Origin of the sequence: Nonomuraea sp. AD125B, assembly GCF_041402765.1 — a bacterium.
GTDB lineage: Bacteria > Actinomycetota > Actinomycetes > Streptosporangiales > Streptosporangiaceae > Nonomuraea > Nonomuraea bangladeshensis.
The window spans coordinates 106,529-128,485 of sequence record NZ_JBGLOU010000021.1; the positions used below are offsets into that span (position 1 = coordinate 106,529).

15 protein-coding genes are annotated in these 21,957 nt (G+C 74.3%); 11 read left to right on the top strand and 4 right to left on the bottom strand.

The window, feature by feature from the left end:
• Positions 1-154: 154 nt before the first annotated feature.
• From ACBR40_RS40820 to ACBR40_RS40870, 11 genes are all read left to right on the top strand, one after another.
• Positions 155-1,054, top strand: a complete 900-nt coding sequence (locus ACBR40_RS40820) for an alpha/beta hydrolase (RefSeq protein ID WP_344210563.1) — start codon at positions 155-157, stop codon at positions 1,052-1,054.
• Between the two features lie 43 nt (positions 1,055-1,097).
• The gene (moeZ, locus tag ACBR40_RS40825) at positions 1,098-2,279 is read left to right on the top strand and encodes an adenylyltransferase/sulfurtransferase MoeZ (protein ID WP_344210561.1); all 1,182 of its coding nucleotides are present in this window, start codon (positions 1,098-1,100) and stop codon (positions 2,277-2,279) included.
• 57 nt (positions 2,280-2,336) lie between these two features.
• Positions 2,337-3,053, top strand: coding sequence for a hypothetical protein (locus ACBR40_RS40830; protein WP_371252174.1), 717 nt, complete (start codon positions 2,337-2,339; stop codon positions 3,051-3,053).
• A gap of 47 nt (positions 3,054-3,100) precedes the next feature.
• On the top strand, positions 3,101-4,324 hold the full coding sequence (locus ACBR40_RS40835; RefSeq protein ID WP_371252175.1) for a S8 family serine peptidase: 1,224 nt from the start codon (positions 3,101-3,103) through the stop codon (positions 4,322-4,324).
• Positions 4,325-4,482: 158 nt separating this feature from the next.
• Positions 4,483-5,286 (top strand): hypothetical protein, encoded by an 804-nt coding sequence (locus tag ACBR40_RS40840; RefSeq protein ID WP_344210555.1) that lies wholly within the window; start codon positions 4,483-4,485, stop codon positions 5,284-5,286.
• The gene (locus ACBR40_RS40845; RefSeq protein ID WP_344210553.1) at positions 5,280-6,440 is read left to right on the top strand and encodes a S8 family serine peptidase; all 1,161 of its coding nucleotides are present in this window, start codon (positions 5,280-5,282) and stop codon (positions 6,438-6,440) included. Before ACBR40_RS40840 ends, ACBR40_RS40845 begins: the two co-directional genes overlap by 7 nt.
• A 23-nt stretch (positions 6,441-6,463) precedes the next feature.
• Positions 6,464-6,823, top strand: a complete 360-nt coding sequence (locus ACBR40_RS40850) for a hypothetical protein (RefSeq protein ID WP_344210551.1) — start codon at positions 6,464-6,466, stop codon at positions 6,821-6,823.
• On the top strand, positions 6,811-7,149 hold the full coding sequence (locus tag ACBR40_RS40855) for an MGMT family protein (RefSeq protein WP_371252176.1): 339 nt from the start codon (positions 6,811-6,813) through the stop codon (positions 7,147-7,149). The genes ACBR40_RS40850 and ACBR40_RS40855 overlap by 13 nt, the downstream gene beginning before the upstream one ends.
• A gap of 208 nt (positions 7,150-7,357) precedes the next feature.
• A complete protein-coding gene (locus ACBR40_RS40860) occupies positions 7,358-10,105 on the top strand; it encodes a CDP-glycerol glycerophosphotransferase family protein (protein ID WP_371252177.1) in 2,748 nt (915 codons plus the stop codon).
• Between the two features lie 220 nt (positions 10,106-10,325).
• Complete coding sequence (locus ACBR40_RS40865) at positions 10,326-13,430, top strand: ATP-dependent helicase (protein ID WP_371252178.1); 3,105 nt, start codon at positions 10,326-10,328, stop codon at positions 13,428-13,430.
• Positions 13,424-16,714, top strand: coding sequence for an ATP-dependent helicase (locus ACBR40_RS40870; RefSeq protein WP_371252179.1), 3,291 nt, complete (start codon positions 13,424-13,426; stop codon positions 16,712-16,714). The genes ACBR40_RS40865 and ACBR40_RS40870 overlap by 7 nt, the downstream gene beginning before the upstream one ends.
• On the opposite strand, the gene ACBR40_RS40875 is transcribed toward ACBR40_RS40870, so the two are convergent.
• From ACBR40_RS40875 to ACBR40_RS40890, 4 genes are read right to left on the bottom strand one after another with little or no spacing between them, the layout of a single operon-like run.
• Positions 16,674-17,756: a type III PLP-dependent enzyme gene (locus tag ACBR40_RS40875; protein WP_371252180.1), complete on the bottom strand. Its 1,083-nt coding sequence runs from the start codon at positions 17,754-17,756 to the stop codon at positions 16,674-16,676. The genes ACBR40_RS40870 and ACBR40_RS40875 overlap by 41 nt on opposite strands.
• Positions 17,753-19,291, bottom strand: a complete 1,539-nt coding sequence (locus tag ACBR40_RS40880) for an IucA/IucC family siderophore biosynthesis protein (RefSeq protein WP_371252181.1) — start codon at positions 19,289-19,291, stop codon at positions 17,753-17,755. Before ACBR40_RS40880 ends, ACBR40_RS40875 begins: the two co-directional genes overlap by 4 nt.
• On the bottom strand, positions 19,292-20,770 hold the full coding sequence (locus ACBR40_RS40885; protein ID WP_371252182.1) for an IucA/IucC family protein: 1,479 nt from the start codon (positions 20,768-20,770) through the stop codon (positions 19,292-19,294). It lies immediately after the preceding gene.
• Positions 20,767-21,912 (bottom strand): acetyl-CoA carboxylase biotin carboxylase subunit family protein, encoded by a 1,146-nt coding sequence (locus ACBR40_RS40890; protein WP_371252183.1) that lies wholly within the window; start codon positions 21,910-21,912, stop codon positions 20,767-20,769. The genes ACBR40_RS40885 and ACBR40_RS40890 overlap by 4 nt, the downstream gene beginning before the upstream one ends.
• Positions 21,913-21,957: the final 45 nt, after the last annotated feature.

The following is a 21,957-nucleotide window of genomic DNA, read 5'->3' on the forward strand; positions in this document are numbered from 1 at the left end:
GTCTCTTGGACATGTCGGGACGACTCACCCCTGCCGAGGCCGGTGGACGATGTGCCGGTAAAGACCGTTCTGACCCTTTTTGGGCCGCTTCTAGACTCGATGGTTATCGTTGGGGGAACGCACCCCCGCGTTCCATGAACGACGAGGAGGACGCATGGTCGCGGAGCCGATCCCGCACTGGCCGGGACGCACAATCGGCTCGTTGCACGTCCGGTCCACCCCCGAGGGCCCGTCAGAACAGGCGGTCTTCGTCCACGGCCTGGCCGGGTCCGCCACCAACTGGACCGACCTCATGGACGAGCTCAAGGACACCGTCAGGGGCCACGCACTCGACCTGCCGGGCGCGGGCTTCTCCCCGGCGCCGCCGGACGGCGACTACACGGTGGCCGGGCACGCCAGGGCCGTGATCGCCCTGCTGGAGCAGACGGGGCCGGCCCACCTGTTCGGCAACTCGCTGGGCGGCGCGGTCTCCGTGCGGGTCGCCGCGAGCCGTCCCGAGCTGGTCCGCTCGCTCACGCTGGTCTCCCCGGCGCTGCCCGACCTGGTCCCGCGCTACGGGCCCGCCCGGGTGGCCGCCGCCGCGATCCCCGTGCTGGGGGAGTGGGTGGCGGGCAAGCTGCAGCTCATCCCCGCCGAGCAGCGCGTCACCGCCTCGATGGCGATGGTCTGGGCCGACATGGGCGCGGTCCACCCCGTACGGCTGCGCGACGCCATCGACGAGCTGCGCCGCCGCGACGACCTCCCGTACGCGGGCGAGGCCATGATCGCCTCGGCCCGCGGCATCGTGGCCGAGTACTTCCGCCGGGGCGAGGACAACCTCTGGCGCCAGGCCGCCAAGGTCGAGGCGCCCACGCTGATCCTGCACGGCCGGCACGACCGGCTGGTCCGCCCCGCGATGGCGCGCAGGGCGTGGCGGGCCTTCCGCGACGTCAGGATCGTGCTGCTGCCGACCGCCGGCCACGTCGCGATGATGGAGATGCCGCAGGTCGTGGCGGCCGAAGCAGGCCGTCTGATCCGTGAGACTCGATTGGGGAATGCCCCACTGCCCAGCTAGGTTTCACAGTGAGATGAGACCCCGAAAACGGGAGCGTATTGAAGTGTCGTTGCCACCGCTGGTCGAGCCGGCAGACGAGCTGACCGTCGACGAAGTGCGCCGCTACTCGCGCCACCTGATCATCCCCGATGTGGGCATGGCCGGGCAGAAGCGGCTGAAGAACGCCAAGGTGCTGTGCGTCGGCGCCGGGGGCCTGGGCTCGCCCGCGCTGCTGTATCTCGCGGCGGCGGGTGTCGGCACCCTCGGCATCATCGACTTCGACGTGGTCGATGAGTCCAACCTGCAGCGTCAGGTCATCCACGGCCAGTCCGACGTGGGCCGGCCGAAGGCCGAGAGCGCCGCCGCCTCGATCCGCGAGATCAACCCCCTCGTCGAGGTCGTGGTCCACAACGAGGTGCTGACCACCGAGAACGTGATGGAGATCTTCTCCGGCTACGACCTCATCGTCGACGGCACGGACAACTTCGCCACGCGCTACATGGTGAACGACGCCGCGGTGCTGCTCGGCAAGCCGTACGTCTGGGGCTCCATCTACCGTTTCGACGGCCAGGCGAGCGTCTTCTGGGCCGAGCACGGGCCGTGCTACCGCTGCCTCTACCCCGAGCCCCCGCCTCCCGGCATGGTGCCGTCGTGCGCCGAGGGCGGCGTGCTCGGCGTGCTGTGCGCGTCGGTGGGCTCCATCCAGGTCAACGAGGCCATCAAGCTGCTGACCGGCATCGGCGAGCCGCTGGTCGGGCGACTGATGATCTATGACGCCCTGGAGATGAAGTACCGCGACGTCAAGGTCCGCAAGGACCCCGAGTGCGTCCTGTGCGGCAAGAACCCGACGCTCACCCAGCTCCTCGACGACTACGAGGCGTTCTGCGGCGCGATCTCGGACGAGGCCGCCGAGGCCGCGACGGGCTCCACCATCACCGCACTGGAGCTCAAGGGCATGCAGGACCGCGGCGAGGACATCTTCCTCGTGGACGTCCGCGAGCCCAACGAGTACGAGATCGTCTCCATCCCCGGCGCCACGCTGATCCCGAAGGGCGAGTTCCTCAACGGCTCGGCCCTGGAGAAGCTGCCGCAGGACAAGCGCATCGTGCTCCACTGCAAGTCGGGCGCGCGCTCGGCCGAGGCGCTGGCGGTCGTCAAGAACGCCGGTTTCTCCGACGCCGTGCACGTCGGCGGCGGCGTGCTGAGCTGGGTCAAGACGGTGGACCCGAGCCTGCCCAGCTATTAGGCATATCGCGGCATTTTTGCGGGGTGTTCCGGTGACGCCCTGGTTAAGGTCGATGACGTGAACACGTCCCGGCCCTGGCCGACCCTGGTGGCGGCCTCCGCGCTGACCCTGGTCTGCGCGGTGGCCGCCGGGGTCGCCGGCGGTTCGGCGGGCACCGAGCTCACGCGCGGTCCCACGGCCGCCGAGCTGCGCGCCGCCGCCACGCGGGAGGTGGCCGAGCGCTGGCGCACCTGGCCCGCCGGGCGGGTGTTCCCCGCGACGCTGGCCTACTCCGCCGAGCAGGGCGGCGAGGAGCACGCCCGCCGCGTCGGCATCTCGCCCGACACCTCCTGCGCGCACGCCGACCCCGAGGCGGCCGAGGGGCTGCGCCTGGCCGGCTGCCGGGGGCTGCTGCGGGCCACGTACCTCGACGCTCTGCAGGGCGTGCTCGTCACCGTCGGCGTGGCGGCCCTGCCGGACGAGCGACAGGCCGCGCGCGCGCGTGCCGCCTTCCCCGAGGGCGGCGAGCCCGTGCCCGGCCTGCTCCCGCTGGCCTTTCCCGGCACGGTCGCCGAGCGGTTCACGCCCGCCGTGCGTCAGGCCGGATCGGTCGGGCAGGCGGGGCCGTACCTCGTGCTCACCACGGCGGGCGAGGTGGACGGGCGGCCGGGGAGCGCCGTCGGCGAGCCGCGGCCCGCGGTGTTCGCGTTCGCCGTCGAGATCTCCGAGCGGATCCTCGCCGCGCTCAGCACCCCCGCCATGCCGGACTGCGGCGGCGAGGAATGGCAGTGCTGAGGCGGGGCAGTCACCGAGGCGTGCTGAGGCGGGGCAGTCACCGAGGCGTGCTGAGAGGCGTGCCGCGGCCGGTGCTCGCCGCAGGGGCGGCGGTGGGGGCGCTGCTGCTGGGCGCGCCGCCCGCCTACCCCGACGACGTACGCAGCGGGCAGCGCCAGGTCATCGAGACGCTGGAGCTCCAGAAGGCGTGGCAGGTGACCAAGGGCGCGGGCGCGACCGTGGCCGTGCTCGACTCCGGCGTGGACCCGGGCCACCGCGACCTGACCGGCGCGGTGCGCACGGGCAAGGACTTCACGGCGGGCGCGAACCCGCCGGGCGTGCCGCCGCGCAGGCTGCACGGCACCTACATGGCCTCGCTGATCGCCGGCCACGGGCACGGGCCGGCCGGAAAACGGGGGATCATCGGCGTCGCGCCCGAAGCGGACGTACTGTCGGTGAGGGTCATCCTCGAGGACGAGGAGCCCGGTTTCCGGGAGTTCAACACCGCCGAGCGTTTCGAGGACGTCGTGGCGCGCGGCATCAGGTACGCGGTCGACGAGGGGGTGGACGTGATCAACCTGTCGATCTCCAAGGAGCTCGCCACCGCGAAGGAGCGCGCCGCCGTCCGCTACGCGATCTCCAAGGGCGTCGTGCTGGTGGCCGCCGCGGGCAACGAGGGCGACAGGAAGCTCATGCGCGACTACGCGCCCTACTCCTACCCGGCGGCCTTCCCCGGCGTGGTCGCGGTGGGGGCGACCGACCGGCGGCTGCGCCGGGCCGCGTTCTCGAACTGGAACCCCTCCGTGCAGGTGGCCGCGCCCGGCGTGGACATCATGGGCGCGGGCCCCGGGGACGAGTACTGGGTGGGGCGGGGCACCTCGCAGGCGACCGCGCTGGTGTCCGGCGTCGTCGCCCTCATCAAGGCGCGGCACCCGCGGATGTCGCCGCCGCTCGTCGCGCAGGCGCTCACCGCCGGCGCGCTCGACCGGCCTCCGGGCGGCTACGACACCTCCACGGGCTTCGGCGTCGTGAGCGCCGCCAGAGCCCTCTCGGCGGCCGACCGCCTGGCCGGCCACACGGCGGTCGCCACCGGCGCCGCGGTCCAGGACCCCGGCCGCCCCCTCGCGGGGGGCCGGACGGGCCCGGTCAAGGTCGTCGTACGGGACGACCGGCGGGTGGCCGTCTCCGCGGCCATCGCCACGGCGGCGGGCGCGGGCGCGCTCGCCTCGCTGGGGGTCATATTCACCCTGGTCAGACGGGTACGCCGGGCGCACAGCCCCCATGACGCATGATCTGTCCCCGTAGGGGGACGAACTAGACACAAGACCGAACCGGGAACGAGGCGGTGGTGAAGGCACGTAGGACGACGTCAGGGTTGCCGCGCGCCGGAGAGGAAGCCACGCCGGGTCGGAGGAATCCGCTCGGCGCCGCCACCGGCCGCGGGTCTCGGGTGCGCGCCTGGCCGGCCGGCGACGGCCGCAGGCGGGCGAGCGCCGCGCGGCAGCGCGCGGAGCTGCTGGAGCTCCAGCAGGGCATCCAGTACCGGCGCATCTTCGTGACGCTGCTCGGCGTCATCGTCGCCGTGTCCGCGGCCGTGGTGCTGCTCGGCACGATCGGGCTGCTCAGCGAGACCCGTTCGCGGCCGCTCACCCCCGCCGAGCAGAACCAGTACAAGCAGGAGGAGATCGCCCGGCGCTGGCAGGCGTGGCCGACGACCGGCGTCTTCCCCGACGAGGTCAAGTACCTCGGGCTGGACCGGGCCCAGCAGTACGCCCGCCGGGTCGGCATCGCCCCCGAGACCGAGTGCGCCAAGGGCGTCGACGCCCCCGTGGCCGACGTGCTGCGCAGCCACGGCTGCGTCACGATGCTGCGGGCCACGTACATGGACCAGACGGCGTCGTTCGTCTTCACCGTCGGCGTGGCCGTGCTCAAGGACGAGGAGTCCAGGATGTCGGCCGGCGAGGAGCTCACCCAGGACGACCGCGTGGGCGTGCTGCCCGTGGCCTTCCCCGGCACGGTGAGCGAGCGCTTCGGGCCGGAGCAGCGGCAGCGTACGAGCTGGGTCGGCGCGGGCCCCTACCTCGTCTTCTCCACCGGCGGCTACGCCGACGGGCGCACCAGGGCCGCGATCCCGCCCGAGGAGATCCTGCACCCGGAGCTGTGGCCGGCGGGCAAGTCCATCGGCAACCAGATCGCCTACTTCCTCGCGGACCCGCCCAAGGTCCCGCCCTGCACCCAGGGGAACGTGTGCTGACCGCCGCGCGCGCCGTCGCCGCGGTGCTGCTCGCCCTCACCGGCCAGACCGCCGCCACCCCCGTCAGGGACCAGCAGCAGTGGGTGCTGGACGCGCTCAACGTCGAGCAGGCGTGGAGCGTCACCAAGGGCGCCGGGGTCACCGTCGCCGTCGTGGACAGCGGCGTGGACGACACCGTCAAGGAGCTGAAGGGCCGCGTCACCAAGGGCCCCGACATGACCTCGGGCACCGCCGTGCACGACGTGCCGCCCGGCCGGCACGGCACCGCCATGGCGGCCCTGATCGCCGGCTCGGGCACCGGCGGCGGGCTCATCGGCATCGCGCCCGAGTCGCGCATCCTGTCGCTGCCGATGGCGACCGACGACGAGCCGGTGATCGGCATCCCGCCCGCGCCCGACGCCGAGACCGCCGCGGAGAGCCCGCTCGCGCGCGCCCTGCGGTACGCGGCCAACCACGGGGCGCAGGTCGTCAGCATGTCGATCGGCTCGTACGGCCCGGTCAGGTCGGAGCGGGAGGCGGTGTCGTACGCGCTGGACAAGGGCGTCGTGCTGGTCGCCGCCGTGGGCAACGACGGCCTGACCCAGTACGCCCAGGACAAGGGCACCTCCTACTGGAGCTTCCCCGCGGGCTATCCGGGCGTGATCGGCGTGGCCGCCACCGACAAGCAGGGCAGGCGGGCCTCGTTCAGCAGCGACAACCTGTCGGTGCTGGTGTCCGCGCCGGGCGTCGGCGTGCCGGTGGTCAGGCGCGGGAGCGGCTACGACCTGTCGGAGGGCACCAGCTCGGCCGCCGCGCTGATCTCCGGCGTGGCCGCGCTGATCAAGTCCCGGCATCCCGGCCTGCGGCCCGAGCAGGTGGCGCAGGCCCTCGCGACCGGCGCCCGCGGCCGGCCCGCCGCCGGCTACGACGACCAGATCGGCTTCGGCGTGGTCGACGCCGCCGCCGCGCTCAACGCCGCCGACGCGCTGGCCGGCCGGCCGAGCGGCGTCGTCGACCCGAGCGGCAAGGAGCACTTCGGCAGCGGCGAGGCGCCGGTGCCCCAGAGGCCGGGGCCCGACCCGCTGCGGCTCTGGTTGTACGGAGGCGGCACCCTTGTGGCGCTCATCACGTTCTGTGGTGCGATCGTCGTCCTGAATCAGCGTAGAGAGTCATGAAAGATCCGCTATGGTCCCCCGTCATGGGATACGAGCTGCGAGTGGTACGCGAGTCGCCACTCGCCTTCGCGGACTTGGCGAAGGCCATCGCGCCGGCCGGATTCGAGCTGCGCGGATCTGACGAGATCGTCATCGGTCACGACGGGCGTACGCACCAGGTCGCCCGCTGGACCGGCCTGGTGGTGGGCGAGCCCGGCTCCGACTGGCAGGTGGCCCAGCTCCTGAGGTTGTCGGCCGCGCTCGGCGCCCGGCTCGTGGGCGAGGACGGCGAGGTCTACCGGCTGCGCGACGGCGTCATGGAGGTCGAGAGCGGCGGCAGCGTGGCCGAGCTCGGCAAGTTCGAGGAGATCGTCGACGCCGGACCGGCGGCGTGGACCCCCTGAACCCCTTCGCCGAGCGGGTGCTCGATCTGGTCGAGCGCATCCCTCCCGGCAAGGTGATGGCCTACGGCGACATCGCCGAATATCTCGGCGAGGGCGGCCCCCGTCAGGTCGGCAAGGTGATGTCCACCTGGGGAGGCGGCGTGCCCTGGTGGCGCGTCGTGCACGCGGACGGCAGCGGCGCCGCACCCGACCACCTGCGCGAATGCCTGGCCCACTGGCGCGAGGAGGGCACCCCGCTGCGCGGGGAGCGGGTCGACATGCGTCGCGCCCGCTGGGACGGCCGCCCGGCAGGCCACCCGGCCGACCCTTCAGCGGATTTTCAGTAAGGGTCCTGACCAGCGGATTCCTTGATCGGGCGATTTCGTGACATGTGACGCCCATTACCATGGGCAGAACACTGATGGCGGCCCGAAAGGCGGTGCCTCCCCTATGGCCACCGGCGTCACAGCCCAGAGCCAGGGCGGCGAACCCCTCGCCGACCGCCTCAAGGCTGTCCAGGATCTCTGCGATCGTGGCGAGCCTCTCGAAGCGGTCATGCGAGCGGTCGGCCCCGGCGGACGCGACGCGGCGTTCGACACCGAGGTGCTCAGCGGTCCCCTCGGGGGCCGGATCGAGCTCGCGGTCAAACGCGGTCCCGCGCGGCGGCGCGAGATGCTGGCGCTCGTGCGCCCCTACCTCGCGGCCGTGGACGCGGGCGTCAAACGCGACCTGCCGGTCGCCCGGCGGGTGATCGTCCACCTGATCGAGACCCGTCCCGACGACGAGCTGATCGACGGCGAGACGCTGGTCAAGGTCGTCGAGGCCGCGGCCGAGCCGTCCAGGCGCATCCGCAAGGGCCTGCGCTGGTACGCCGACCTGCCGCTGCAGGACGAGCTGGCGCCCGACCTCTACCGGCTGCGCCGCGCCGACATGGTGCCCGTCACGCACATCGACGACATCGCCTGGGTCGACGGCAAGCTGCGCGTCACCGGCTTCGCCTACCTGGCGGGCCTGTCGGTGCGCAGCAGGCGCGCCAACTGGGCGACCGTGGTGCTGCGCGGGCCGCGCTGGCTGCCGCCGATCCGGATGCGGACGCGGCGGACGTACGAGCCGGAGGCCACCCACGGGGCGCGCGAGCCCGGCTGCAACTACGACTGGTCCGGCTTCTCCGCCGAGCTGAGCCCGTGGCCGCTGCGCTGGCGCGGCGCGGTGCGCAACGTCGTGTCGGCGGTGCGCCGCCGCATGCGGCACCGCCCGTCGGTGCCCGACACCACGACGTGGCGGGCCGAGATCGTGTTCTGGAGCCGCGGCGCCCGCGCCACCGGCCTGCTGCGCGGCTCCTCGCTGGGCCGCCCCGAGCGGCCGGCGGGGCTCAAGCTCAAGCCCGGCTGGTGGGTGCGCCCAGTCTGGACCTCCGACCGCGCGCTCCAGGTCGTGCTCCAGCCCAACCGGGCCGAGCTGACCGGCGTCACCCTCGACGGCGAGCGCCTGGAGCTCAGGATCTCCCTGCCCGGCCGCACCGTCACCAAGGGCCACGCCCGGCTGGGCGGCCACCGCATCGCGGCCGAGTTCACGCCGGTCACCGGCGGCACCGAGGTCGTCGTCGGGCTGGCCGTGCCCGCCCTGCTCCAGGAGAAGGACGGGCGGCGGCTCTGGGTCGAGCCCAAGGGCGACCCGGCGGCCTCCGTCATGCTGGCCGACCTGCCCGAGGCCCGCGAGGTCGTGGGCGACCGCGAGATCACCGTGCTCGGCGACCGGCGCGACCGCGTCGTGGTCTCCGCCCACCGCATCAGGCCGGTCATCACCTCGGCCGTGTGGGAGGGCTCGGCGCTGGTGCTGAGCGGCCGCTACCCCGACGCGCCCGGCCCGCGCACGCTCACGCTGCGGCACCGGTCGGGGTTGTCCTACCAGCTGCCGATGGAGCGGTCCGGCGAGGGCTTCTCCGTCCGGGTCGCGCCGTCGGCGATGGACCGCTTCGGCGAGCCCGTGCCGCTGGCCGCCGGCACCTGGAACCTGTCGCTGCGCCACCCGTCGGGCGAGATCGTGCCGCTGCGCATGGACCACGCCGCGCTGGCGGGCCTGGACGAGGAGCCGCGCACGCTCGACGGCCGCGTCTACCGCATGCTCTCCACCCGTTTCGACGTGCCGGTCGTCACGGTCGAGGAGGCCCGGCCCGCCGACGAGCGCGGCGTGGCGGGCACCCACGTGCTGCGCCGCGTCTTCTACCCGGCGCAGCGCACCGAGCCGCTCAACGACGCCACCGTCTACGTCGTCAACGACGGCCGCCTCTACGCCGACAGCGTCCGCGCCATCTACGAGGAGCGGCTGCGGCGCGGCGACGACCGCGAGCACATCTGGATCGTCAAGGACGGCGCCTTCGTGCCGCCCGGCCCGGCCACGGTCGTGCGCGCGGGCAGCCGCGAGCACCACGCCGCACTGGCGCGCTCCCGGCACATCATCACCAACGCGTTCCTGCCCACCTGGTTCCGCGCCCGCGAGGACCAGGTGGTGGTGCAGACCTGGAACGGCACCCCGGCCAAGCACGTCGGCAACGACCTGCCGCACATGCAGCGCGACCCGAGGCCGCCGATCTGGCACCGCCAGGCCGCCGAGGTGCGCGGCTGGGACCTGCTGCTGTCGCAGTCGCCGTGGGCCACGCCGGTGCTGCGCAAGGCGTTCGGCTACAAGGGCGAGGTGCTGGAGAGCGGGCTGCCGCGCAACGACGTGCTCAACTCGCCCGACCGCGAGGAGCTCGCCGCGGCCGTGCGCGAGCGGCTGGGCCTGGCGGAGGGCAAGCGGGTCGTCCTGTACGCGCCGACCTACCGCGACTACGACCGCAAGAACGCGATGGTCAAGCTCGACCTCGCCAAGGCGCGCGAGGCGCTGGGCGCCGACCACGAGATCCTGGTCCGGGCGCACCCGATGCAGGCCGTCCCCGCGGTCCCCGAGATCGCGCGTGACGTCACCACATATCCGGACATCGCCGAGCTGCTGCTGATCGCGGACGTCCTGGTCACCGACTACTCCTCGGTGATGTTCGACTTCGCCGCCACCGGCCGCCCGATCGTCCTCTACGCTTACGACCAGGTCAAATACGCCAACAAGCGCGGCCTCTACCTCGACCTCGCCGAGCAGGCCCCCGGCCCGGTGCTGTCCACCTCGGCGCAGGTCGTCGAGGCGCTGCGCTCGATCGACGAGGTCGCGGCCGCCCACGCCGACCGCTACGACGCCTTCCGCGCCACCTTCGCCCCCCGGGACGACGGCAAGGCGACGGTCCGCGTCGTGGACCACCTCTTCTCCTGAAAGAGGGCGTCCGCCGAGGTCCCGGGCCGCGTCTCCGCGCCCGGGACCTCGGCGTGTCGTCGCGATTTCCGCGATTTCCGCCGCTAACGTAGGCGGTTCGCGCGAGAAGACCGGGCAACTCGGCACGATCTACCCCTGTGGTCTGGTGGAATCTAGTGCTGTGAGTGGTCAGACCTGGCGCCTGGTACGACGTGGCAACACCGCCCCTGATGTGCCCCCTGTGCTGGACGAGCATCAGCGTGCCGTGGTCGGGCATCCCGGCGGCCCGCTGCTCGTGCTCGCCGGTCCTGGCACCGGCAAGACCACCACGATCGTCGAGAGCGTCGTCGACCGCATCGAGCGGCGCGGCCTCGACCCCGAGCGGGCGCTCATCCTCACCTTCAGCCGCAAGGCCGCCGAGGAGCTGCGCAGGCGCGTCACCGCCCGGCTGCGCCGCACCACCCGCACCCCGCTCGCGATGACCTTCCACTCCTACGCCTACGCCCTGCTGCGCCGCGAGGCGGTCCTCGCCGGCAAGGCCCCGCCGCGCCTGCTGACCGGCCCCGAGCAACTGCTGGAGATCCGCCGCCTGCTCCACGGCGAGCTGGAGAACGGCGCGCCCGACTGGCCGGCGTCGCTGCGCGAGCCGCTGCGCACCCGCGGCTTCGCCGAGGAGCTGCGCGACTTCCTGTCCCGGGCCAACGAGCGCGGGCTGGACGGCCCCCGCCTGGTCGAGCTGGGCCGCCGCCACGGCCGACGCGACTGGGTGGCGGCCGGCCGCTTCGCCGAGCGCTACGAGGACCGCTTCGACCTCGACCCCGAGGAGACCTTCGACTACGCCGAGCTGGTCGGCGCCGCCTCGGCGCTGCTGGCCAGGCCGGAGGTGCGGGCGCGCGAGCGGGCCGCGCACGAGGCGGTCTTCGTGGACGAGTACCAAGACTCCGACCCGGCCCAGGAGCTGCTGCTCCACCACCTCGCCGGCGACGGCCGCGACCTGGTCGCGGTGGGCGACCCCGACCAGTCGATCTACGGCTTCCGCGGCGCCGACGTCCACGGCATCATGGGCTTCCCGCAGCGCTTTCGCACCCTCGACGGCCGCGACGCGCCCGTGCTGGCCCTGCGCGTGTGCCGCAGGAGCGGCGCCGGCCTGCTGCGGGCCAGCCGCCGCCTGGCCGCCAAGCTGCCCGTCGCCCCCGGCTTCGACCACCGGCACGACCACCGCGACCTGGTGCCGGTGCCCGGTCTGCCCGAGGGCGAAGTACGCGTGCTGCTGGCCGACAGCACCAGCCAGGAGGCCGCGATCGTGGCCGACACGCTGCGCCGCGCCCACCTGATCGAGGGCGTGCCGTGGCACCGGATGGCGATCCTGGTGCGTTCGGCCAAGCGCCAGGTGCCGCTGCTGCGCCGCGCGCTGACCAACGCCGGCGTGCCCACGATGATCGCCGGCGACGAGGTGCCGATCGCGCAGGAGCCCGGCGTGCGCCCGCTGCTCACCGTGCTCAAGGTCGCCCTCGACCCGGCCCTGCTGGACGAGAACGTGGCCGAGGAGCTGCTGACCGGCCCGCTCGGCGGCACCGACATGATCGGCGTACGCCGCCTGCGCCGGGCGCTCAAGATCGCCGAGAACGAGGCGTCCGAACAGGGCGAGGCTCGCTCGTCCGGCGAGCTGCTGGTCGCGGCCGTGCGCGACGCCCGCGAGCTGACCAGGATCGAGCCGCACGTCGCGCTGCCCGCCGAGCGCGTGGCGCGGCTCCTCGGCGTGGCGAGGGAGTCGGTCGCCTCCGGCGGCACCGCCGAGGACCTGCTGTGGGCCGTCTGGGACGCCGCCGGGCTCGCTTCCCGCTGGAGCGACCTCGCCATGTCGGGAGGCCCGCGCGGCGCGCAGGCCGACCGCGACCTCGACGCCGTGGTGGCCCTGTTCGACCAGGCGGCCAAGTTCGTGGACCGCATGCCCAAGGCCGGTCCCGAGGTCTTCATCGACGACCTGGCCGCCCAGGAGATCCCCGGCGACACCCTGGCCGAGCGCGCCCCCGACGGCGACGCCGTGCGCGTGCTGACCGCCCACCGCGCCAAGGGCCTGGAGTGGGACGTCGTCGTGGTCGCGGGCGTGCAGGAGGGCGTCTGGCCGGACCTGCGGCTGCGCGGCTCCCTGCTGGGCGTGGAGGACCTCGTCGAGACCGTCGAGGGCGGCGAGCCCAACGCCGCGTCCCTGGTCTCCAAGCTGCTGGCCGAGGAGCGCCGGCTGTTCTACGTGGCCGCCACCCGGGCCAGGCGCAGGCTGGTCGTCACCGCCGTCGGCGGCGAGGACACCGACGAGCGTCCCTCGCGGTTCCTGTCCGAGCTGGCCCCCGGCGAGGTCGAGACCGCCACCGTGGACGACCGCGCCCGCTGGCTCAACATGTCCGCGCTGGTGGCCGACCTGCGCAGCGCCGTGACGGACCCGACGAAACCGGCCAAGGTCCGCAGGAAGGCCGCCAGGCAGCTCGCCCGCCTGGCCGCCGCCGGCGTCCAGGGCGCCCACCCCAACGACTGGTACGCCCTCACGCCCATGACCGACGACCGCCCCCTGAGCTGGCCCGAGGGCGTCGTCAGCATCTCGCCGTCGGCGGTGGAGAGCTTCACCAAGTGCGGCCTGCGCTGGCTGCTGGAGACCGCCGTCGGCGCGGCAGGCACCAGCACCGCCCAGGGGCTCGGCAACGTCATCCACGCCCTGGCCGTGCTGGCCGCCACCGACCTGCCGAGCGAGGACCTGCTGGGCGAGCGCCTCGACCAGGTCTGGCACGAGCTGGACTTCGGCGGCACCTGGTACAACCGCAAGCAGCGCCAGGTCGCCGAGCAGATGATCGGCAAGTTCCTGCGCTGGCACAAGGAGAACCCGCGCGAGCTGGTCGCGCTGGAGGAGTCGTTCACCGCGACGATCTCCGAGGGCGTGCAGATCAAGGGCCGGGTCGACCGCGTCGAGCGCGACTCCGACAACCGAGCGGTGATCATCGACCTCAAGACCGGCGGCTCCAAGCCGAAGGCCGGCGAGCTGGACCGGCATCCGCAGCTCGGCGTCTACCAGCTCGCCGCGCTGCTCGGCGCCTTCGCCAGGCACGGCATGACCGAGCCCGGCGGTGCCGCCCTGGTGCAGCTCGGCAAGGCGGGCGGCAAGAACGACGCGCTGGAGCAGCGCCAGGGCGCGCTGGCCGACGACGCCAACCCCGGCTGGGCCGCCGACCTCGTCGACACCGTGGCCACCGGCATGTCGGGCCCGTTCTTCCAGGCCAAGGTCAACGACGGCTGCCGCACCTGCGCGGCCCGGTCGAGCTGCCCGGTCAACGACAGCGGGGGCCAGGTGTGCTGACCCCCGCCGAACTCGCCGAGAAGCTCGGCGTCCTTCCCCCCACGAGCGAGCAGGCGGCGGTCATCGAGGCGCCGCTGGAGCCGATGGTCGTCATGGCCGGAGCCGGCTCGGGCAAGAGCGAGACCATGGCGGGACGGGTGGTCTGGCTGGTCGCCAACGGCCTGGTCAAACCCGCGAACGTGCTGGGCCTGACGTTCACCCGCAAGGCCGCCGCCGAGCTCGCCACCCGTGTGCGCGAGCGCCTGACCGGGCTGGCCGAGGCGGGCCTGGTCGACCCCGGCGCGCTCGACGACGAGCCCACGGTCTCCACCTACCACGCCTACGCCGCCCGCCTGGTCACCGACCACGCGCTGCGCGAGGGACTGGAGCCGACGATGCGCCTGGTCACCCCGGCCGTGTCGTGGCAGCTCGCCTCGCGCGTGGTCGCCGCCTACGACGGGCCGATGGACCGCGTCGAGCTGGGCCCGCCCTCGGTCACCGCGGCCCTGCTGGAGCTGGCGGGCGAGCTGTCGGAGCACCTGCGCGGCCCCGACGACGTACGCGAGGTGGGGGAGCGGCTGCGCGAGTGGCTGGCCCGCGTGCCCGGCCGCGCCACGCTCGCCCAGCGCCGGCCGCTCGCCGTGCAGGCGGCCAGGGAGCAGCTGCTGCCGCTGGTGGAGGCGTACGAGCGGCTCAAGCGCCGCAGGGAGGTCATCGACTACGGCGACCAGATGGCCCTCGCCGCCAGGATCGCGGCCCGCCACAAGGAGGTCGGCGAGATCGAGCGCGAGCGCTACGCGGTCGTGCTGCTCGACGAGTACCAGGACACCAGCCACGCCCAGCTCGTCCTGCTGCGCTCGCTGTTCGGCGGCGGCCACCCGGTGACCGCCGTCGGCGACCCCTGCCAGTCCATCTACGGCTGGCGCGGCGCGTCCGCGGGCAACCTGCGCCGCTTCGCCCGCGACTTCCGCACCGCCGCGGGCGATCCGGCCCCCGTACGTCAGCTCAGCGTCAGCTTCCGCAACGGCGACCGGGTGCTCGACGTGGCCGCCCGCGTCCAGCTCCCGCTGCGCATGGAGGCGCGCGAGGTGCCGGTCCTGGTGCCCGGACCCAACCGGGTCGAGCGCGGCCGGGTGACCTGCGCCTTCCACGAGACCGCCGAGGACGAGGCCACGTGGGTCGCCGACGGCATCGCGAAGATCCTCGGCCAGGAGGTCGCCCCCGACGGCCTGCCCTGGGGGGACAAGGAGCGCAAGAAGACCCTCGCGCTCCAGCCCCAGGACGTCGCCATCCTGGCCCGCCGCCGCTCCCAGTTCCCGGCGCTGCGCCGGGCGCTGGAGGAGCGCGACATCCCGGTCGAGGTGGTCGGCCTCGGCGGCCTGCTGACCGTGCCCGAGGTCAGCGACATCGTCGCCACCCTCCGCGTGCTCTACGACGCCACCGCGGGCGACGCCCTCGCCCGGCTGCTGGCCGGGCCGCGCTGGCGGATCGGCCCCGCCGACCTGCGGGTGCTGGGCGAGTGCGCGCGCGAGCTGGCTCGCGAGCTGAGCGAGAGCGCGCGCGCCACCGACCCGCTCGACCAGGTGGTGGCCGACCTCGCCGAGGAGCGCGGCAGCCTGGTGGACGCGCTCGACGAGCTGCCCGACCGCGAGGAGTGGCTGGCGGCGTTCTCCCCGCTGGCCCGCACCCGGCTGGTCGCGCTCGCGCACGAGCTGCGCCAGCTCCGCGCGCACGCCGCGCAGCCGCTGCCCGACCTGATCACCGAGGTGGAGCGCAGGCTCGGCCTCGACATCGAGGTGGCGGCCCGCAGCGGCACGGCGGGCGCGTTCGCGGCGCGGGCCGACCTCGACGCCTTCATCGACGCGGCCTCCCGCTTCGCGGGCGACGCCGAGGACCCGACGCTCGGGGCGTTCCTCGCCTACCTCCAGGCGGCCGAGAGCGAGGAGTTCGGGCTGGAGGCCGGGCGGGTCGGCGAGAGCAACAGCGTCAAGCTCATGACCGTGCACGCCTCCAAGGGCCTGGAGTGGCCGGTCGTGGTGGTGCCGGGGCTGTCGCAGCTCGTCAGCTCCAAGGGGCACGTCTCGACCGGCAGCGTCTTCCCCGCCTCGCCGGTCATGAACAGCCGGTGGACGGAGAACCCGCGCAAGCTGCCGTACCCGCTGCGCGGCGACGCCGCCGACCTGCCGCGGCTCGGCGGGCTCGGCAAGGAGGACCTCGCGGTCTTCGACGAGCTGTGCCGGGAGCGGGACCTGACGGAGGAGCGCAGGCTCGCCTACGTCGCCGTCACCCGCGCCCACTACCACCTCATCGCCTCCGGCTACCGCTGGGGCAGCGCCACCAAGCCGCTGGAGCCCTCGGAGTTCCTGCTGGAGATCCGCGACACCGCCGACCGGGTCGCCGTCTGGGCCGACGGCCTCGCCGAGGGCGCGGCCAACCCGCTGCTCGCCGAGCCCGCCGAGGCCGTCTGGCCGGTCACGCCCGAGGGCCTGCGCTACGAGTCCGTGCTCGACGGCGCCCGGCTGGTCGAGGACGTCCTGTCCGGAGCGCTCGGCGAGGACGACGACGAGGACGACGAGCCCGTACGCGCCTACGAGCAGGAGCGCATGCGCGCCTGGGAACGCGACACCGACCTGCTGCTGCGCGAGCGCGAACGGCACCTGCGCCGCCCGCCCACGATCGTCGAGCTGCCCGCCAAGCTGACCGTCTCGTCGCTGGTCACCCTGGCCGCCGACCCGCGCGAGCTGGCCCGCAGGATCCGCCGCCCGGTGCCGGTCAAGCCCGCGCCGCTGGCCAGGCGCGGCACCTCGTTCCACCGGTGGCTGGAGACGCGCTGGGACCAGCAGCGGCTCATCGACGACTTCGAGCTCTACGACGAGCTGGAGCCGGAGGAGGCCGACGTGCGCCTCGCCGAGCTGCAGGAGCACTTCGAACGCAGCGAGTGGGCCGACCGGCGGCCGGTGGACCTGGAGATCCCGTTCGAGACGATGATCGGCGACCGGCTGGTGCGCGGGCGCATGGACGCGGTCTTCGCCACGCCGGACGGCGGCTACGAGGTCGTCGACTGGAAGACTGGGCAGCCGCCGCGCGGCAAGGCGGCGAAGGCGGCGTCGGTGCAGCTCGCGGCCTACCGGATGGCCTGGTCGCACCTGGCCGGGGTGCCGCTGGAGCGGGTGGGCGCGGCCTTCCACTACGTACGCGCGGGCCGCACCGTCCGCCCGGTCGACCTGCTGGACGAGGCCGGGCTGGTCGCGCTCGTGGAGAGCGTCAGGAGCGAAGATGACGGAAAGCCGGCCTCGGGTGCATGAGGAAGTCGTGGTGTGAGATGTTCCAGGCGTAGGCGCCGGCCATCGCGAACACCACCGTGTCGCCGATCCTGAGCGAGGCCGGCACGGCGCGCGCGAAGACGTCCTTCGGCGTGCAGAGCTGACCGGCGAGCGTCACGGGCTCGTCCGTCACGCCCGGCCCCGCGCCCGTCGGCAGCACCTCGAACGGCTGGTCGTGGCCCTTGGTCACCGGCGTACGCAGGTGGTGGGTGCCGCCCAGCAGGATCGCGTACGCCTGGCCGCGCACCCGCTTCACGTCCACCACCCGGGTCACGTAGTAGCCGCAGTACGCGGTCAGCGCCCGGCCCGGCTCGATCCGCAGCCGCCGCCCGCCCGCGAGGGCCCGCAGGCCCGCGCCGTAGGCGGCCCAGTCGAAGCGGCGCTCCGGCTCGGCGTACGCCACGGCCATGCCGCCGCCGAGGTTGACCTCCTCGTGCTCGGTGTCGAGCAGCCGCGCGGCCAGGCGGAGGAGCTGGGAGGCGTCCAGGCCGCTGGCCAGGTGGGCGTGCAGGCCGCGCAGCCGCAGCCGCCCGCCGAACAGCGGCAGGCACTCCGCCACGCCCGCCTCGTCCATCCCGAACGGCCCGCTCATCGTCAGCGCCGCCCCCTCGACCGGCAGGTCCGGGTTGATCCGCAGCAGCACGTCGGCGGGCAGGCCGGTGGCGCGCAGGCGGCGCAGCTCGTTCGGGGACTCGACGTGCAGGCGGTGGTGCGGCAGCCGCAGCTCGGCGTCGGTCTTGCCGGGCCCGCCGAGCGCCACCGGCATCGCGGGGAACAGGCCGGTGACGTGCGCGTGCTCGCCGCCCGACGACACCTCGAACCCGTCCACGTGCCCGGCCAGCACCCGCAGCAGCTCGGCGTCGGGGTTGGCCTTGACGGCGTAGTACAGCTCGACGCCCGCGAGCGCCCGCCGCACGGCCGCCGCGTGCGCGTCGAGGCCCGGCAGGTCGTAGACGTAGGCCGGTGCCGGGAGCGCGGCGGCGGCCTCTCTGACGCGGCCGGGGATCAAATGACCGGGGATCACGCGAGCGGATTCGCGATCGGCACGTACCCGGCGGCGCGATCGGCGGCTCTCGCCCAGCGCACGCCCAGGTTGGCCTTGGCCGGCAGCGGCGCGCCCGCCAGCAGGTCGGACAGCGGCAGCGGCCGGCCGAGCGCGTCGGCCTGCCCGGCGATCAGCTCGCGGGCGGCCTCCCACAGCGTGCGCAGCAGCGCGTCGTCGCGCCCGGCGACGGCCGCCGCGATCTCGGTCAGGTGGTTGACCAGCAGGCAGTAGACGACCCGGGCCCAGCCGCGCCCGGCGTCGTACGTCAGCGCCGCCGCCACGTCGGGCCGCACCCCGGACAGGCCGTGCCGGCCCGCGACGAGCTTGGTCCCCTCCAGGTCGCGGAAGACGGCCTGGGCGGGCATCCCGTCGCCGTCCAGCCCGACGAGGACGTTCTGCAGGTGGGGCTCCAGGACCACGCCGTGCGCGAAGAACAGCTCCAGCACCGGCAGCGCGACCTTCACCACGTACGCCCGCCACCAGCCGAGCGGCCCAGCAGGTGGCTCGGCTGGCCGCGCGTCCAGGGCGAGCGCGGCGGCCAGCACCGGCGTCACCCCGGGGTCGCACACCTCCCACGGGCTCCGCCTGACGATCACGCCCAGCTCCTCGGGATGCCGGGCGGCCGTGCGGTAGCCGGGCTCGGGCAGCCACCGGGTGGCCGGGTGCGCCGCCGCGACCCGCTCGAAGACCGGGCCCAGGCGCTTGGTCAGCTCCACCGCGCCGGCCAGCTCGTACCAGGCGTTCTTGCGCACGCAGTTGGTGATCCGCACGTCGAGGGAGAACTTCAGGCAGACCCCCGCGTCGGGGACGTAGAGCGTACGCACCGACGACGTCGGCACCGCCTCGGGACCGGGGCCGAGGTCGATCAGCTCGTCCCCGTCGAGCGCGGGCCGCAGCAGGTCGAGCTGCCACGGGTGCGCGGGGAGCAGCCGGTAGCCGTCCGGCGCGCGGCCCAGCCCGTCCAGCGCCCCGACCTCGCCCTCCTCCACCGTGGCCGGCGCCCGCACGCCCAGCAGCCGGAGCGGGAACGCGGCGTGCGCCTCCGGCGCGTAGCGCAGCCAGCCGTCGCCGCCGCGCGCCTTCGGGCTCGGATGGAACGGGTGCCCGTACACCAGGGACTGCTCCGAGGCCAGCCACGGATCGGCGGGCGGCTCGGCCGCCGCCCTGGCGCGCAGGATGGCCGCGACCGCGTCCCTGCTGGCGGCGACCTGTCCGGCGAACTCGCCGTTGTGCCCGCCGAGCTCGGCCTGGACCAGCTCCACCAGCTCGGCCGTGGTCAGCGGACGCCAGGCCCCGGCGTCCAGGCGCTCGGCGGGGCCGTCGAAGCGCAGGGCGGCGCCCCCGTACGTACGCACCCGCAGCAGCGTCCCCGCGACCCGCAGCAGCAGGTTCGGCGGCGCCGGCCACACCAGGCCGCGCGGCCCGGCCACCTCCCGGACGCAGCAGCGCAGCAGCGCCGCCAGCGTCGCCTCCTCGGCCGGCGCGCAGGGCGCGTCGATGGCCGGTCCGGGCATTCAGGCTCTCCTCAGGTAGTTGGGGCCGCTGGTGCCGTAGTGCTTGTTGACGTCGCGCGCGCCGGTGCGCCACTTGGGCGCGAGCGTTCCCGCGGTGACCATGGACTTGCCGGTCAGGCGGACCGCGTCGAGGGTCCTCGCGCGTAACAGCCGGGCCATGGGGTGGTCGCCGTGCTCGTCCAGCGCCTCGGCGAGGCTGTCGCGCAGCAGCGCGGCGGCGCGGGCCGGCGGCAGCGTCCCGAACGCGACGGCGGCGGCCGACAGGTGCAGGGTGATGGTGACGAACACGTCGGCGAGGGCGTGCGGGTCGTCGGTCAGCATCCGCTCGTCGGCGAACGCCGGCGCCTCGATCCCGGCCGCGCGCAGCCGCGACGGCGACGCCAGCAGGCCGTCGTTGTCCTTGACCAGCAGCTTCAGCTCCTCGCCCTGAAGGACCAGGGCCAGGTTCTGCTGGTGCGCCTCCAGGGCGACGCCGTAGCGGACGAACAGCTCGACGTTCCAGCGCAGCAGCAGCCGCAGGTAGGCGGGGACGAGGTGGCCGAGGTCCACGCCGGGCGCGGTGAGCGCGGCCACCGGCACGATCGTGCCCTCGGGCAGCCGCCGCACCATCCAGGCCAGGTGCTCGTCCCCGGTGGCCGCGTAGGTCTGCTCGTCGGCCAGCAGGACGTCCGGGCCGGCCAGCCGCCGCAGCAACGTCTCCGCCCGCGCGCCGTCGGCCAGCGTGCCCGGCTTGATCGAGCGCCGGTTGCGCAGGCCGAGCGTGCTGATCGGCAGGGGCAGCTTGAGATGCGTACGCGCGTCGACCTCCACCGTCCGCATGGACAGCGTCGGCCGCACCTCCAGCGCTTCCTCCTCCAGCACCCGTACGCCGTCGATCTTGCGTACATGCTCGACGGCCAGCGGATGCACGGGGAACAGCACCCCCTCGGCGCGGAGGCCGGGCGGCGTGAGATCGGCGGGCAGCGACGCCGCCGAGCCCGGCGCGAGCAGGTCACGCGGCGCCACGGCCCACCGCAGGAGGAACCGGGGCCCGAACTCCGGCGCGTACGCCAGCAGCTCCCCCTCCGACAACCCCACCCGCGCCCGCGACGTCGGGTAGACCGGATGGTCCGCCAGCGCCGCCAGCGTCTCGTACGACGGCCCGTCCCGCAGCACCTCCGCCGCGTGCGCGTCCATCAGCTCCAGCCCCGCGAGCGCCGCCAGGCACTCCTCGAAGAAGGCCGCGACGCCTTCGGAGTCGGCCGGGTCGGCCACCTCCACCAGCGTCTCCAGCACCTGCTCCAGCCCCAGCCGCTCGTCCCCGGCCACCACGAAGTCCTGGAACAGCAGGCCGGGCTCCAGCCGCGCCCACCGCCCGTCGGCCAGCAGCAGGCCCACGCCGTCCTTGGTGCGGGTCACCCGCCCGGCCAGGCCGCCGTAGTCCTCCCGCAGCAGCGCGTTCAGCACCCGGGCGGCCAGGTAAGCCTCCCGCTCGCTCATCCGACCACCCACGGCCGGGCCGCCTGGTAGGCGGTCACCGCGGCGTCCACCCGCGCCCGCGAGGGCCCGACCGCCCGGATGACGCCCAGGTAGTCGCGGTTGGTGCCGGTGACGGAGACCTGGTCGCCTTCGGCGCGCAGCGGGCGGTGCCAGAGGCGGACGCCGTCGCGGTCGACGTACTCGTCGGCGGGCGCCTCCTTGACCGTTCCCGGCCGGTCGGCGACCACGCTGACCGCGCAGCCGTGCCCGGCCGGGGCCGGTCCGGCCTGGGGCAGGCGCTCGCCGAGGTGCGTCCGCAGGATCCACTCGAACAGCGGGATGCCGAGCACGTCGGCCAGCAGGAAGTCGCAGGTGTCGCCGATGACCCGGTAGTTGATCTCGATGATCCGCGGGCCCGCGGCGGTCAGCGCGTACTCGGTGTGGCAGGCCCCGAACCCGGCGCCGAGCGCCCGCAGCGCCGCCAGCACGTGCTCGGCGGCCCCGTCCTGCGGCGGGGCCCAGTCCAGGCGCTCCTCGACGAAGTACGGCAGCGGCCCCAGCCGGGTCTCGAACCCGCCGAGCACCCGCACCTCCGCGCCGTCCCCGAGGGTCTCCAGCGTGCGCAGCGGGCCCTCCAGGTACTCCTCCACGACGAGGGCCTGGCCGGGCCGCCGCCGCCGTGCCTCGGCGACGGCCCCGGGGAGGTCCTTCTCGACGAGGACGACGTCCTCGCTGGCCACGCCCTCCCTGGGCTTCAGCACCACGGGGTAGTGCCACCCCTCCGGTACGGGATCGCCGGGCGCGAGCCGGGCGGACCTGACCCGCTCGATCCCGGCCTCGCCCAGCGCGCGGCGCATGAGGAACTTGTTCTTGGCGGCCAGGCAGGCCCGCCAGTCCTTGCCGGGCAGCCCGAAGTAGTCGGCCGCGAGCGCGGTCTCCGCCTGCAGGTGGTCGGAGTTGGAGAAGATCGCGTCCGGCCGGCCGAGCCGCTCGACCGTGTCGATCAGGGCGCGGGGATCGCGGACGTCGCAGGCCACCGCGCCGGGATGCTGCTCGGGCCGGTCCGTCAGCACGGTCACCTCGCAGCCCAGGGCACGCGCGGCGGGCAGGAAGCCGGCGGTCACCGAGTCGGTCGGTTTGAGCGCGGTGAGGTAGAGCCGCAACGTCGAGGCACCCCCGGAATCAGGTAAGGCTAACCTAACCCGATG

What these genes read in the sequence shown, in the direction of transcription:
- ACBR40_RS40820 (WP_344210563.1), top strand. Translation starts at nt 155, where the DNA reads ATGGTCGCGGAGCCGATCCCGCACTGGCCGGGACGCACAATCGGCTCG.
- ACBR40_RS40850 (WP_344210551.1), top strand. Translation starts at nt 6,464, where the DNA reads ATGGGATACGAGCTGCGAGTGGTACGCGAGTCGCCACTCGCCTTCGCG.
- ACBR40_RS40860 (WP_371252177.1), top strand. Translation starts at nt 7,358, where the DNA reads ATGCGAGCGGTCGGCCCCGGCGGACGCGACGCGGCGTTCGACACCGAG.
- ACBR40_RS40880 (WP_371252181.1), bottom strand. Translation starts at nt 19,291, where the DNA reads ATGCCCGGACCGGCCATCGACGCGCCCTGCGCGCCGGCCGAGGAGGCG.
- ACBR40_RS40885 (WP_371252182.1), bottom strand. Translation starts at nt 20,770, where the DNA reads ATGAGCGAGCGGGAGGCTTACCTGGCCGCCCGGGTGCTGAACGCGCTG.